Annotated in this window: 13 protein-coding genes; 4 read left to right on the top strand and 9 right to left on the bottom strand. The window is 66.3% G+C overall.

Annotated features, from left to right (window positions below):
- The 4 genes from BUC15_RS20430 to zwf form a co-directional block, all read right to left on the bottom strand.
- On the bottom strand, positions 1–189 hold a 189-nt coding region (locus tag BUC15_RS20430), incomplete at its 3' end, for a hypothetical protein (protein ID WP_217652212.1).
- 329 nt (positions 190–518) lie between these two features.
- Positions 519–1250, bottom strand: coding sequence for a 6-phosphogluconolactonase (gene pgl / locus BUC15_RS11260; protein WP_084189531.1), 732 nt, complete (start codon positions 1248–1250; stop codon positions 519–521).
- Position 1251: 1 nt separating this feature from the next.
- Positions 1252–2157 carry a glucose-6-phosphate dehydrogenase assembly protein OpcA gene (locus tag BUC15_RS11255; protein WP_073188263.1) on the bottom strand — a complete coding sequence of 302 codons (906 nt, stop codon included), beginning with the start codon at positions 2155–2157 and terminating at the stop codon, positions 1252–1254.
- Between the two features lie 13 nt (positions 2158–2170).
- On the bottom strand, positions 2171–3700 hold the full coding sequence (zwf, locus tag BUC15_RS11250) for a glucose-6-phosphate dehydrogenase (RefSeq protein WP_073188282.1): 1530 nt from the start codon (positions 3698–3700) through the stop codon (positions 2171–2173).
- Between the two features lie 116 nt (positions 3701–3816).
- Here zwf and BUC15_RS11245 point away from each other — a divergent pair, with 116 nt between their 5' ends.
- Genes BUC15_RS11245 through BUC15_RS11235 form a run of 3 tightly spaced genes read left to right on the top strand, consistent with a single transcriptional unit; the run spans position 3817 to position 7561 of the window.
- Entirely contained in the window at positions 3817–4737 is a 921-nt protein-coding gene (locus BUC15_RS11245) for a heme o synthase (protein ID WP_281249282.1), read from the top strand.
- Positions 4738–4774: 37 nt separating this feature from the next.
- Complete coding sequence (locus BUC15_RS11240; RefSeq protein ID WP_073188258.1) at positions 4775–6103, top strand: DUF4921 family protein; 1329 nt, start codon at positions 4775–4777, stop codon at positions 6101–6103.
- A gap of 48 nt (positions 6104–6151) precedes the next feature.
- Positions 6152–7561: an MDR family MFS transporter gene (locus tag BUC15_RS11235; protein WP_084189530.1), complete on the top strand. Its 1410-nt coding sequence runs from the start codon at positions 6152–6154 to the stop codon at positions 7559–7561.
- 69 nt (positions 7562–7630) lie between these two features.
- On the opposite strand, the gene BUC15_RS11230 is transcribed toward BUC15_RS11235, so the two are convergent.
- The 5 genes from BUC15_RS11230 to BUC15_RS11210 form a co-directional block, all read right to left on the bottom strand.
- Positions 7631–8062, bottom strand: a complete 432-nt coding sequence (locus BUC15_RS11230) for a hypothetical protein (RefSeq protein ID WP_073188254.1) — start codon at positions 8060–8062, stop codon at positions 7631–7633.
- A 102-nt stretch (positions 8063–8164) separates the two neighbouring features.
- Positions 8165–10141 carry a M3 family metallopeptidase gene (locus tag BUC15_RS11225; protein WP_073188252.1) on the bottom strand — a complete coding sequence of 659 codons (1977 nt, stop codon included), beginning with the start codon at positions 10139–10141 and terminating at the stop codon, positions 8165–8167.
- Positions 10092–11012, bottom strand: a complete 921-nt coding sequence (locus BUC15_RS11220; protein WP_245787963.1) for a COX15/CtaA family protein — start codon at positions 11010–11012, stop codon at positions 10092–10094. The genes BUC15_RS11225 and BUC15_RS11220 overlap by 50 nt, the downstream gene beginning before the upstream one ends.
- On the bottom strand, positions 11000–11758 hold the full coding sequence (locus tag BUC15_RS11215; protein ID WP_073188249.1) for an ABC transporter permease: 759 nt from the start codon (positions 11756–11758) through the stop codon (positions 11000–11002). The genes BUC15_RS11220 and BUC15_RS11215 overlap by 13 nt, the downstream gene beginning before the upstream one ends.
- Positions 11755–12456 carry an ABC transporter ATP-binding protein gene (locus tag BUC15_RS11210; protein ID WP_073188279.1) on the bottom strand — a complete coding sequence of 234 codons (702 nt, stop codon included), beginning with the start codon at positions 12454–12456 and terminating at the stop codon, positions 11755–11757. The genes BUC15_RS11215 and BUC15_RS11210 overlap by 4 nt, the downstream gene beginning before the upstream one ends.
- 147 nt (positions 12457–12603) lie before the next feature.
- Here BUC15_RS11210 and BUC15_RS11205 point away from each other — a divergent pair, with 147 nt between their 5' ends.
- The gene (locus tag BUC15_RS11205; RefSeq protein ID WP_245787962.1) at positions 12604–13272 is read left to right on the top strand and encodes a helix-turn-helix transcriptional regulator; all 669 of its coding nucleotides are present in this window, start codon (positions 12604–12606) and stop codon (positions 13270–13272) included.
- Positions 13273–13282: the final 10 nt, after the last annotated feature.

Here is a 13282-nt window from a genome sequence, read left to right as displayed (position 1 = left end):
GGAGCCGCCGCCGATACCTGCGGAAAGGCTGGTCACCAGCGTTCCGGCGTCGATACCTGTGGAAGTGCTCGTCACCAGCGGTATACGGCTGGTGTTCAGCGATACTGCTGGTATCGGCCACAAACCGCTGGTGTCCGGGCCGATCAACAGCACCACCCGCGTCGTCTCGGGGCACGTGCCGTGGGACACCCGGTCGCCAGCGGCGTGCGCGTCACCAGCGTTCCGGCGCCGTTACCTGTGGAAGGGCTGGTCACCAGCGGTATACGGCTGGTGTCCAGCGATACTGCTGGTATCGGCCGCAAACCGCTGGTGTCCACGACCATCACCACCACCTGGCAGCTCGACGGACGAGCACGGCAGGCCCTAGAGTCACCCAGCCCGGAGCCGCCGCCGATACCTGCGGAAGGCTGGTCACCAGCGTTCCGGCGTCGATACCTGCGGAAAGGCTCGTCACCAGCGGCATTTACATGCGGAAGGGCCGAGCCCGGCGGCGTCCGGTCGGAAGCGGGCGCTCCGTGCTAGAAGGGGCAGGAGTACTGGGCCGGGAGTTCAGCGGCGGCCTTGCGGTCGAGGAACCACAACGTTGCGACATCGCCCTTGATGGCGGAGCCGGGAAGAGATGGGTCGCCCTCCAAGGTGGCGGCAACCGCTTCGGCCTTTGAGGCTCCGGTGGCCAGGAACCATACCTCGTGGGACCGGTTCAGGGACGGAGCCGTCAACGTGATGCGCTCCGGTGGCGCCTTCGGGCTGTCTGTGACCCCGATCACGGCACGTGTAGTCGGCTCCGATGACGGATGGTTCGGGAACAACGACGCCACATGGCCGTCGCCCCCGATGCCCAGCAGCGTGATGTCAAAGGTGGTGTTGCCCAACTCGGCCTCGTACTCGGCGGCAGATTCATGTGGGTCCTTGCGGCCGTCAGCCGCCGCCATCATGTGAGTGTCAGCGGACTTGATTGACACCGTCCTGGCCAGTCGGGTGATGGCCTGCAACGAGTTTCGTGCCGGGTCGGTCGCAGGCACGAAGCGTTCGTCCCCCCACCACAACTGAAGCTTTGAAGCATCCAGATCTGACCCGTGGGCCAGATCGGCGAGCTTTTCATACATCGCATTGGCCGTGTCTCCGCCCGTCAGACAGACGTGGACGAGGGGTTGGGTGCTCTGGAGCTCGATCAGGCGGGCCAACAGGCGGGCAGCGACCACAGAGGAGACCTCGTCGGCATCGTGCAGGCGGATCAGCCTCCTGTACACGCTATCGCTCCCCTGCATCGGTGACCACCTGTGCCGCGGCGGATTCGAAGACGTCGTCGGCGTCCATCCTGCCCAGCTCCTCGGTCAGCAGGTCCGTCAGGGGACGGCGCCTGAGCGCGACCGTGCGTTCCGGTTGCCCAGGTACCTGGTACAGCGCGCGACCCTCGGCGAACCGCCTGACGCTGATGTCGCCCTCAGTCGTGCTCAACACCACTGAGTTGACACCGGGCAGGTCACCGGGGAGGTAAGTCACCGGAACCCCAAGCCGCGCCTTGAGCCAGGCGATGAGCAGCAGGGCGGGGGCATTGTCGGGGGCCGCGGAAACCACCGCATCGGTCACCTGGGTTCTGGTCTGGTCCAGTGCCGCCGCGAGGAGCGAGCGCCACCGGGTCAACCTGGTCCACGCCAGGTCGGTGTCCCCGGGGGTGTGGTGCCGGGCCCGTCGGAGAAGTGCCTCGACAGGATCACCGCACCCCGCAGCGTCGGTGATCCGCCGGTCGGCGAGGGAGCCGATGGGGTCGGTCGCCAGGTTCTCAGGCGATTCGTGCGGCCACCACACGATGGTGGGCGAGTCGGGTAGCAGCAGCGGCAGGCAGACCGAGTCGCCGTGGTGGCGCAGGTCGCCGTGTAGGCGCAGCACGATGAGGTCGCCTGGCAGCCCCTCGCCGACCTCGACCGTCGCATCCAAACCGGATTCGGAGCCGTCGTCGAAGGTGGCCACGATCACGCGGGAAGGGTGCGCGGTGGCCGAGGCCTTGGCGGCCTCCAGCACCTCGCTGAACCGGGACTCGCCGGTCACGATGACCAGGGTCAGGACCAGGCCGCTGGCGCTGCCGACGCCCCGGTGCGCGTCCACCAGAGCGGCCGAGATTGCACGGGAAGTGGTGTTCTTCAATTCCACGATCATCAGTGGGTTCTCCTCACGGCCTGCGCCACGTGTTGCCGTCACGGGCAACCATCTCGAAGCTGGATTCAGGGCCCCAGGTGCCTGCCAGATACTGTTCCGGGTTGCCGGGTTGCGAAGCCCAGTATTCGAGCACCGGGTCCAGGATCTGCCAACTCAGCTCGACCTCTTCCTGCCTGGGGAACAGTGGCGGTTCTCCGAGTAGCACATCGAGGATGAGTCGCTCATACGCCTCGGGCGAGGATTCGGTGAATGAACCACCGTAGGCGAAATCCATGGAGACCTCGCGGATCTCCATCTGCGTCCCAGGCACCTTGGCGCCGAACCGGAGGGTGACCCCCTCGTCTGGTTGGATGCGCATCACCAGTGCGTTCGTGCCGAGTTCCTCGGTGTCGGTGGCGGTGAACGGCAGGTGGGGTGCCCGCTTGAACGCCAATGCCACCTCCGTGACGCGCCTCGGCATGCGTTTGGCGGTACGCAGGTAGAACGGCACGCCGGCCCAGCGCCGGTTGTCGATGTCGACCCTGATCGCCGCGTAGGTCTCGGTGCCCGAGTCGGCTGGGACGCCGTCCTCTTCCAAGTACCCGATCACCGGTTCGCCACCCTGCCAGCCGGCCGAGTACTGGCCGCGGGCCGTGTGACGGTCGTAGGGCGTCGGGACGTGTGCCGCAGCCAGGACCTTCTTCTTCTCGGCGCGCAGCTGTGAAGCCTCGAAGCTGGTTGGTTCCTCCATGGCGGTCAGGGCGAGCAGTTGCAGCAGGTGGTTCTGCATGACGTCGCGAGCGGCGCCGATCCCGTCGAAGTAGCCCGCACGGCCACCGATGCCGATGTCCTCGGCCATGGTGATCTCAACATGGCTGACGTAGTGGTTGTTCCAGATCGGCTCGAACATCTGGTTGGCGAACCGCAAAGCCAACAGGTTCTGAACGGTCTCCTTGCCCAGGTAGTGGTCGATCCGGAACACCTCCTGAGGCTTGAAGAGGCGCTCGACCACGGCGTTGAGTTCCCGCGCCGAGGCAAGGTCGTGGCCGAAGGGCTTCTCGATCACCACCCGGTTCCAGGTCTCGGGCTGACGCTCGACCAGCCCGTGTTTCGCAAGCTGCGACATCACCGTTTCGAAGCCCGACGGCGGGATCGAAAGATAGAACGCGTGGTTGCCCCCGGTGGCTCGAGTCGTGTCCAACTCGACGATGGTCTTCTTGAGGCGTTCGAAGGACTCGTCCGAGTCGAAGGTGCCGCTCACGAAACGGATGCCTTCGAGTAGCTGCTCCCAGACCTCCTCCCGGAAGGGGGTGCGCGCATGCTCCTTGACAGCGTCGTGAACCACCTTCGCGAAGTCCTGGTCGGCCCAGTCGCGACGTGCGAAACCGACGAGGCCGAAGCCGGGGGGCAGCAGCCCGCGGTTGGCGAGGTCATAGACGGCGGGCATGAGTTTCTTGCGGGACAAGTCACCTGTGACACCGAAGATCACCAGGACACAAGGTCCGGCGATGCGGGGCAACCGGCGGTCCTGTGAGTCGCGCAGCGGGTTCTCGTAGCTGTTCATCAGGGACCACACTAGCCTTCGGGACGGGGGATCCGGACGTCATACCACATCGGAAGGCGGCGACTCCGGCTGGGGCACGCTAGACTACCTCGGAGTCTCTTGGAATCGGGGTTTGTGTGGCTGTCGCGAGTGTCGCAGCGCCTGCGAAGGCGAGGGTCGGCGATGTCGTCAAGGCGTATGTCGCCCTGACGAAGCCCCGGGTGATCGAGTTGCTCCTCGTCACCACACTACCGACCATGTTCCTTGCCGCGGGAGGGCTGCCACCTTGGCAGTTGATGCTCGTGACTCTCGTCGGCGGTTTCCTCGCCGCCGGCTCGGCCAACACCTTCAACTGCGTCTTCGACGCCGACATCGACGAGATCATGCGCCGCACCCGTCGCCGTCCGGTGCCGCTCCACCAGGTGAGCACAGCTGCGGCATTGGTGTTCGGCGTGGTGCTCGGGATCGCGTCGACGCTGATCCTCGGCTTCGGCGCCAACTGGTTGTCGGCCTGGCTGGCGCTGGGGGCAAACGCGTTCTACGTGTTCGTCTACACCATGTGGTTGAAGCGGCGAACCTGGCAGAACACCATCTGGGGTGGCATCGCCGGCTGCTTCCCGCCCCTCATCGGCTGGACCTCGGTGACCGGTAGCGTCGCGCTTGCTCCGCTGATCCTTTTCGTTGTCGTTTTCCTCTGGACGCCACCGCACACCTGGGCCCTCGCGTTCCGTTACAAGGACGATTACGCCGCCGCCGACGTGCCGATGCTGCCGGTGGTCAGGCCCGCGCCGAAGGTCGCCAACCAGATCCTCGTCTACGCCGTGGCCACTGTGCTGGTGTCGCTGGCCCTCTGGCCGCTCGCACCGACCGGCCCCCTGTACCCGATCGCCGCGGCCCTGCTAGGTGCCGTGTTCATCTGGGAGTCGGTTCAGCTCTGGCGTCGTGCCCACCGGGGCCTTGAGGGTGCCCAGCTGAAGGCGATGCGGCTGTTCCACTGGTCGAACACCTACCTGGCGCTGCTGTTCCTGGTGGTCGCGATCGACCCGTTGATCTTCTGACCCGGGCCGATACCGAGATGGCGTAGGGTCTTGAGGCATGAGTGCCGACGCCTTTGCCGGGCAGGAGTTTCTGACCACGCTCCGTGACGGCACCGTCAAACAGTTCAACCCGTTCACCGGCACTGAGGTCTGGACCGTCCCGGGGCGAGGTAACCGCCCGCTCGGGGTCGCCACCTCAGAACCCCGCCCGTTGAAGCCGGGGGACGGGCACCGGGCGTGTGCGTTCTGCCAGGACCGCTACCTGGAAACGCCGCCGGAGAAGTCCCGTGTCGTCCGGACAGGAGACGGCTTCGTGACCCGCCACGGCACCATGGCCGAGGAACTGTTCGACACGGTCGCCGAGTTCCGGCGAGTGCCCAACCTGTTCGAGATTCTGAGCTTCGACTACTGGCACCTGAACTACGGCTACGAACTCCCAGGATGGATCCGGGACCGCAGGGACGCATACCTCACCTCTACGGCCGGTCGCGAGCACGTGCTGAACGTCGTCAAGGCGAAGCTGCGGGCCGCAGGCCACAGCGCGCAGGTCATCGCGGCATTGGGGGAGCGTGACCTCCTGCACCGCGCGTCGGGCTTCTTCGGCGGCGGCCACGACGTGGTGATCGCCCGGCGACACTTCGTCGACGGCGCCACCGACGATTCGGCACTCGCCTCCTCCGGCACGCTCACGCCAGACGAACATGAGGCCTTCATCGCCCACACGGTGGAGGCGACCGAACGGATGCTGACGTTCAACCGGCACGCCCGTTACGTCACCGTGTTCCAGAACTGGTTGAAGCCTGCCGGCGCCTCGTTCGACCACCTGCACAAGCAACTCGTCTCCATCGACGAACACGGCAGCCAGCAGGCCTCGACCCTGCGTCGGCTCGCGGCCGACCCGAACGTCTTCAATCGGGCGGCGGTCGGCTACGCGAATCGGCAGGGGCTCATCATCGCCGAGAATGAGCATGCGCTCTCGTTCGCCGGCTTCGGGCACCGCTACCCGACGATAGAGGTGTACTCGAAGTCCGAGGCGAGTTTCCCGTGGGACCACAGCCCCGCCGAGATCCGGGCGATGTCAGACCTGCTCCACGCCGTACACGCCGCCACCGGGCCTGGGGTCGCCTGCAATGAGGAGTGGCACTACCGGCCTGTGGACACCCCGCTCGCGATGCCTTGGAGGATCATGCTCAAGTGGCGGATCTCCACGCTCGCCGGGTTTGAGGGGGCGACCAAGATCTATCTGAACACCATCGCACCCGGTACGCTCAGGGAGCGGGTCGTCTCTCGACTGCTGGAGTTGCGGGATCAGGGCTCCGTTGCAGGCGGATTGGCAATCGGGGATGAAGTAGCCACCGTGGAGAACCCGCTGCGTTACCGACGCTAGTGGCACGCTTTCCCTGAGCGTGTGTCCACCGGGAAGGAGGACGTGAGAATGCCTTCCATGCGTACCCCGCGCGTCATCCGGATCCTGATCGTGGCCGCGTTCGTGGTCATCCTCAATGAAACCACGATGAACGTGGCGCTGAGCCGGATCATGGAGGACTTCTCCATCCCGGAGCGAACCGCCCAGTGGCTCACCACGGCGTTCATGCTGACCATGGCGGTCGTCATCCCCGTGACGGGCTGGCTCCTGGAGAGGTTGCCGACCCGCGCGGTGTTCCTGCTCGCCATGGCGATCTTCTGCCTCGGCACGCTGGTGTGTGCCATCGCGCCGGCATTCTGGCTACTCCTCGTTGGGCGGGTGATCCAGGCCTCCGGCACCGCGATCATGATGCCGCTGCTGATGACCACCATCATGCAACTGGTCCCCGAAGGTGAGAGGGGCGCCATGATGGGCAACATCTCGCTCGTTATCGCCATGGCACCAGCACTCGGCCCCACCCTCTCCGGGGTGATCCTCTCCATCGGCTCTTGGCGGCTCATCTTCCTGATCGTCCTGCCAATCGGTCTGCTGACAATGTGGCTCGGCCATCGGCGGCTTGAGTCGGTGAACGAACCGACCGACACACCCCTCGACTGGCTCTCAGTCCTGCTCACAGCCCTCGGCTTCGGCCCGCTCGTCTACGGGCTGAGCATCATCGGGGCAGATGTCGAGTTCTGGCTCCCTCCACTTTGCATCGGGGTCGGCCTCGGGGTTCTGGTCGCATTCACCACCCGGCAACTCGTGCTTCAGGGGCGAGGGCGCGCGTTCCTCGATCTCCGCACCCTCACCCGAAAACCCTTCACGGTGTCGCTGATCATGCTTTCACTGGCGATGATGGCGCTGTTCGGGACGCTCATCATGCTCCCGTTGCTGTTGCAGCGAGCCTACGGGCTCTCGTCTCTGCACGTGGGTCTGATGCTGCTTACTGGCGGTTTGGCGATGGGGCTGCTGGCTCCGACGATCGGAAGGGCCTTCGACCGATGGGGCCCCCGGCCACTCGTGATTCCAGCAAGCTTCGCCGTGCTCGGAGTGTTCCTGTTCCTGGCCGGCATGAGCCTCTCCACGCCGTGGTGGGCGGTGATGTGCGCCCACATCGTCTTGAGCCTGGGGTTCGCAGCGCTCTTCACGCCGTTGATCACCGTGGCACTCGGTTCGCTTCCGAGGAATCTCTACTCGCACGGCTCCGCAGTGGTCGGGGCCAGCCAACAGGTGAGCGGTGCAGCGGGCACCGCACTGTTCGTCACGGTGTTCGCCATGCAGACCGCGGCTGCCGAATCGCTGGTGTCGACGCATGCCGAGGCCATGCTGGGAGGGTCGCACTGGGCCTTCCTCGGTGCTGGCGCGGTGTGGACGGGGGCGACGATCTGTGGCTTCTTCGTGAGCCGGACGGATGCAGAGTCGGTTCCCGCGGTGGAATAGCACCTGTACAGCCGTAGGTTCAAATGCGAAGGCCCGGCCAAGATGGCCGGGCCTTGCAGAATCCGAGGATCAGGAAACGGGGCAGAGTTCGCCGAGCTTGGTCGCCGATTCGCTGATCTGGGTGGTGATCTGCTCAAGATCCGTCACCTTCGAGGCAAGGGCGGTCATGTCGCCGTCCTCAACGCCATCGAAGAGCCCGGCGAACCCCTCGACGCCGCTCTGGAAGTCAGTCAGGGCAGCCTTCACCTCAGCATTGCTCACCTTGCCGGCGGCCTCGCTGAGCGAAGAGGACAGCGTCTTGAAACCCTCGCTGACCTTCGCGTATTCACCAGAGGTCACCCCCGACATGGCCTCGGTGATCTCGCTCTCAGCGGACGCGACGGTGCTCTGGGCGACGGTGCAGGCATCCGCGGTCGATTGCTCGCCTCCACCGCAGGCGGAAAGTGTGGCGAGCCCCACGAACGCGGCGATCGTCAGTGCGGTGGTCTTCTTGAACTGCATGGTTGCGGGTTCTCCTGATATTCGGCTGCGCCCACGGCGTTGGAGGCAACAGGGTACGTGAGGTGTGGGTCATCGAACCCCAGTTGGGAGAAGCGGGCCTGGTCAAAGCTCCAAACCGAGCCGGTCGAGCAGGGGCTGAAGTTGCGGGTCGCGGCCCCGGAACCGCCGGTAGGTCTCCATCGGGTCGACCGAACCACCCGGGGCCAGCAGGGTGCGGCGGAAGTGTTCCCCAGCCTCACGCACGGGTCCGGTCTGATCGTCGAACCAGGCGACGGCGTCGGCGTCCATCACCTTGGCCCAGGCGTAGCCGTAGTAGCTGGCCGCATAGCCTCCTCCCCAGATGTGGGCGAAGTACTGGGACCGGTAGCGCGGCGGGACCAGCGGCTCGACCAGCCCGTACTTCTCCAAAGCCTTGCGCTCGAAGTCCTCGACCTCGTCGGCGGAGGCGGGCAACTCGTCCAAGGGGGTCATGTGCCACACCAGGTCGAGCAGTGAAGACAGTTCGGTTTCGGCGGTGGCGTAGCCCTGACCGAACTTGTCGGCCTGTGTCAGCCGCTCGACCCATTCCGCAGGCAGGACGCGGCCAGGCGTCCAGGCCCAGTGCTCGTTGACCTGGCTGGGGAACTCGACGAAGTCTGTGGGTGTGTTGGGTCCGGAGCGTGAGGCGTAGCGACTGTGAGCCAGGAGGCCGTGCAGCGCGTGCCCGAACTCGTGGAACATCGTGATGACGTCGTCCCATGTGATCGCCGTCGTGGTGGGCGTGTAGTTGCAGTTGTTGGTCACCACGGGCAGTGCCTGATCGCGGGTCGACTGTTCCACGATGTTGGTCATCCACGCTCCACCGCTCTTCGTCGGACGCGCCCAGAAGTCCATCACGAAGAGGCCGAGCGTGCTGCCATCGGCGTCGTGGACCTCGAAGGTCCGCGTGTCGGGGGCGTGGCCCACCAGATCTGCACGGGGATGGAACGTGATGCCGTAGAGCTCCTCCGCTGCCCCGTAGACCGCTGCGAGCACCTTGTCGACCTGCAGGAACCCGCCGAGCTGCGACTCATCGAACGAATACCGCTCGCGACGCACGATCGCCTCCACGAAGCTCCAGTCGGCTGCGGTGAACACTTCCCCTGGGCTCAACTCCGCGTAGCGTCCAGCGAGCTGGGCGGCCTCGTCACGGGCCTTGGCCAGACCGGCCTGCGCCAGCGGGACGAGCACGTCGAGGATCGCGTCGGTCGACTTGGCACAACCCGCCTCAGCCACGATCGCGGCGTGGTTCGGGTAGCCCAGCAGCCGGGCCCGTTCCGCACGGGCCCGCGCGGTGGCGACCACGATCTCCCGGGTGTCGAAGTCCCCGCTCAACGCACGCGTCGTCGAGGCCTCGAACAGCCGACGACGCACACCGGCGTCGGTCAGCTTGGCCGCCAGCGGTTGCTGCGTGGTGTTGACCAGGTCGATCCGGTAGCCGTCGCCGTCGTGGAGCGACTCCTTCTCCTCGGTCGTGAGCCCGGCCAGGTCAGCCTCTACCACCGTGAGGCTGCCCGCGTTGCGGGCGCCGCGGTTGAGCGTCTCGAAACGGCTGCCGAGCTCGGCGAGGATTCTGTTCAGCTCCCGGAGCCTGGCCTGGTCGTCGTCGCCCAGTTCGACGCCCGCGCGGCGGAACTCCCGGAGTGTCTCATCGAGGGCGTAGCGATCCTGCTCATCGGCTTCGACCTCGCCGCCAAGGATGCGGGCCTCGAGCGCGCGGAGGCGGGCATAGAGCGCACGGTCGAGGTGGATGGCGTCGTCATGGGCGGCCAGCAGCGGCGCGAACTCCTCATCAATGGCATCGAGTTCGTCGTTGGTGTCAGAGGAACGCACCGCGTAGAACGCGTTCAGCGCGCGCCGGAGGTCTGCCCCGGCGTCTTCCCAAGCGCCGAGCACGTTTTCGATGGTCGCGGGCGAAGAGTCGTCGCGCAGGGTGGCGAGCAGGGCCAGGTGGTGTGCCATCGAGCCTGCGATCGCGTCACGGTAGTGCGCCGGTGTCGCGGCAGCGAAGTCAGGAAGCGTGAAGGGCAGTTGAAGCGTCAGCACCGGATTGGTCGACATGCGTACTCCTTGCGGTTGTCACCAGCGGTCTGGCCGCGACCGCGGTCAGCACCGTCAACCCAACCATATGCATGGCGACTATGAGTGCAGGTACCCCGAGGAAGTACTGGATGTAGCCGATCGCGCCCTGGGCCAGGACCACCAGGAGAAGCGTGCCCATCATGCGGCGGACTTGGGGCAGCCCTCGGAACAGGAAGAGGCAGACCAGGGTCAGAGCGACCACGAGCCAGGCGGAGAGTCCGTGGAACTTGGCCACCACTTCGATCTGGAATCCGGTGCGGACGGCGTCCTCGTCACCTGCGTGGGGGCCGGAGCCGGTCACGACGGTGCCGATCCAGGTAGCGAGCATGCAGGCGGCAAAGGTTGCGATCACGGCCGTGCGCTGCCTCGCGTTCACCATGATCGCGGGGCGGCCCGAAGCCACTTGCAGCGACCAGACGCAGATTACGATCAACGCGACCGACAGCATCAGATGGAGAGCGACCACGAACGGGTTCAGCTGCGTCAGGACGGTGACCCCGCCGATCACGCCTTGGAACGGGATGCCGATGCCGATCCCCAGCGTGATCCACCACAGCTTGGTCCGCGGGCCACGGTTCCGCCAGGCGGCGATGAAGGCGCCGAGCGCTGCGATGATCAGCACGAATGTGAGCGTCCGGTTCCCGAACTCGATGAGGCCGTGGATGCCCGAGGCCTCATGGGGGACGTAGCTCTCTTCGGTACACTTCGGCCACGTCGAGCAGCCGAGGCCTGATGCCGTCAGCCGAACCACGGCGCCGGTGACGACGATGCCCATGTTGCAGATCAGCGACGCAAACAGCCAGATCCGCAGAGCCTTCTCGCCGTCGACGAGCTTCCTCAGGAAGTCCACTTGAACACCTTCCATGCCAGAGCGAGGGAGGCGACGCACCACAGCGCCGCAACCGCTATCGGCCAGCCTAGGGCCTGGCCGTTGGAGGCGGCCCGCAGCGTTTCACCGAGCGCGCCCGTTGGAAGCCCCTGAACCAGGTGTGCGGTCCATCCGGGGAACCGGTCCGCAGGCAGCAACACGCCCAGCGGCATCCCGACCAGATAGAGCAGGTTGGCCAGCGCAAGGGTTGCCTCGGGTCTCAGCGACCCGGCGAGCGCAAGCGCGATCCCCGCGAAGGCGCCCATCGCCAGAACCGACACCAAGATGGAGACCAGCAGGGCGGGCAGCGACCAGACCGGGCGCCAACCGAGGGCTAATGCGATGACGGCGAGCACCAGAACCTGCCCAGCCGTGATCAGTGCGATTCCCAGCCCCTTGCCTGCCAGGATCCCCGGCTTCCCGAGGGGGGTGGCGGCCAACCGTTCGAGCACGTTGTACCTGCGTTCGAACCCCGTCGCGATCGCCAGCGTGGTGAGACCGGAACTCCATATCGCCAGGGCCAGTACCGAGGGTGCGGTCTGTTGCAGACCCAGCCCCAACCGGTCGCCGAAAAGGCTGGCGCCCAGCAGGATCGCGACCGGGATGACGACGGCGAGCAACGCCTGTTCGCCGTTGCGAAGGATCAGGGTCGCCTCCATCTTGGCGTGCGACCAGATGCGGGACGCCGGGGTGGCCGCGGCGGCGTGGGGGGTCAGGTCGAGGCTCATCGGGCGTCTCCGGTCGTGTAGCGCAGGTAGGCATCCTCGAGTGAACCGTCGACGGTCAGCTCAGAGGCGGTGCCGCTCACCCGGACCTCGCCCATGTCGACGATGTGTACCCGGTCGGCAAGCTCGGCGGCCTCCGTCATGTCGTGCGTGGTCAACAGCACCGCGACCCCGGCCGCGCGCAGCCCGCGCACCACGTCCCAGGTGAGTCGCCGCGCACGCGGGTCGAGCCCAGCGGTCGGCTCGTCCAGGAACACCAGGCCGGGTCGGCCCACGATGGCCCCGGCGAGGTTGACGGCCTGTTGTTGTCCGCCCGAGAGGCGACGGTACGGCGTCTTCTCGAAGGGGCCGATGCCGAGCAGCGCGATCAGGTCGTCTACCGGATGCGGGTCTGCGTAGAGGCTGGCCAGATAGCGAAGCAGCTCGCCGGCGCGGACCCCGGACCAGGCGCCGGTCGCCTGGGGCATGAGGCCGATGCGGGCAAGCACAGCCGGAGAGCCGGGAGCCTCGCCGAACAGGGTCAGGGATCCGCTGTCCGGCCGGGCCAGGCCGGTGCAGCAGCGGATGAAGGAGGTCTTGCCCGCTCCGTTGGGGCCGAGCAGGGCTGTGATGCGGCCCTCCTCGGCGGTGAGGGTCAACCTCTTCAGGGCATGGACCGGACCGAAACTGAGGCAGACGTCTCGTGCGTCGAGGGCAGGCACCACGTCAGCCTATCTGTCTGGGGCGCGCACGACGATGGCGCATGGCCGACTTAGGCGACCCTTGCTTGAATCCTGAACAAGAATTGGCAAGACTGGCGTACGTTAATTTGGCTCCGCGGTCGTGGAGCCTGCGGTGGGAGGTGAATCGTGACGGTGGATGCAGAGGTCCCGACCCGCCAGCGAGTGGTTGGTTTGATTCTCCACGACGGGCCGCAGACCGCCCGCCAGCTTGCCGAGCGCCTCGACCTGACCCCCGCCGCCATTCGTCGACACCTGACCGGACTGATCGATGACGGCGTGCTCACCTCGCGAGAGGAGCGGGTTTACGGCGCGCGAGGCCGTGGGCGGCCTTCCAAGGTGTTCGTCCTGACCGATGCGGGGCGTGCCGAGTTCCGGCAGTCCTACGATGCGCTCGCGATCGCCGCATTGCGCAGGCTGTCGACGGTCGCCGGGCCAGGCGCCGTGCGGGAGTTGGCCGACGAACAGATCGCCTGCATCGAGGAACGGTTCCTGCAGTTCCGCGATGCTAACCCGGATCGTCCCGCCATCGAGGCGCTCGTGGAGGCGCTTGAGGTGGACGGCTACGCTCCATCGGTGAGACCGGTCCATTCAGGCAACCAACTTCTCCAGCACCACTGCCCGGTGGCCCACGTGGCCGCGGCGTTTCCCGTGCTGTGCGAGGTGGAGACACAACTTTTCTCCCGCCTGCTCGGCAGCCACGTGCAACGGCTGGCGACCATCGCACACGGCGACGGCGTCTGCACCACGCACGTACCAACCCCGCTTCCCACGCCCAACATCCCGAAAAGAAAGTGACGGATACGGA

This window comes from Tessaracoccus bendigoensis DSM 12906 (genome assembly GCF_900141915.1).
GTDB lineage: Bacteria > Actinomycetota > Actinomycetes > Propionibacteriales > Propionibacteriaceae > Arachnia > Arachnia bendigoensis.
The sequence above is the reverse complement of the archived record's forward strand: the minus strand, read 5'-3'. Positions and strand labels throughout refer to the sequence as shown.

Coding starts and splice junctions, on each gene's coding strand:
- BUC15_RS11230 (WP_073188254.1), bottom strand. CDS start 8,062: ATGCAGTTCAAGAAGACCACCGCACTGACGATCGCCGCGTTCGTGGGG.
- BUC15_RS11215 (WP_073188249.1), bottom strand. CDS start 11,758: ATGAGCCTCGACCTGACCCCCCACGCCGCCGCGGCCACCCCGGCGTCC.
- BUC15_RS11255 (WP_073188263.1), bottom strand. CDS start 2,157: ATGATCGTGGAATTGAAGAACACCACTTCCCGTGCAATCTCGGCCGCT.
- zwf (WP_073188282.1), bottom strand. CDS start 3,700: ATGAACAGCTACGAGAACCCGCTGCGCGACTCACAGGACCGCCGGTTG.
- BUC15_RS11225 (WP_073188252.1), bottom strand. CDS start 10,141: ATGTCGACCAATCCGGTGCTGACGCTTCAACTGCCCTTCACGCTTCCT.
- BUC15_RS11235 (WP_084189530.1), top strand. CDS start 6,152: ATGCCTTCCATGCGTACCCCGCGCGTCATCCGGATCCTGATCGTGGCC.
- BUC15_RS11240 (WP_073188258.1), top strand. CDS start 4,775: ATGAGTGCCGACGCCTTTGCCGGGCAGGAGTTTCTGACCACGCTCCGT.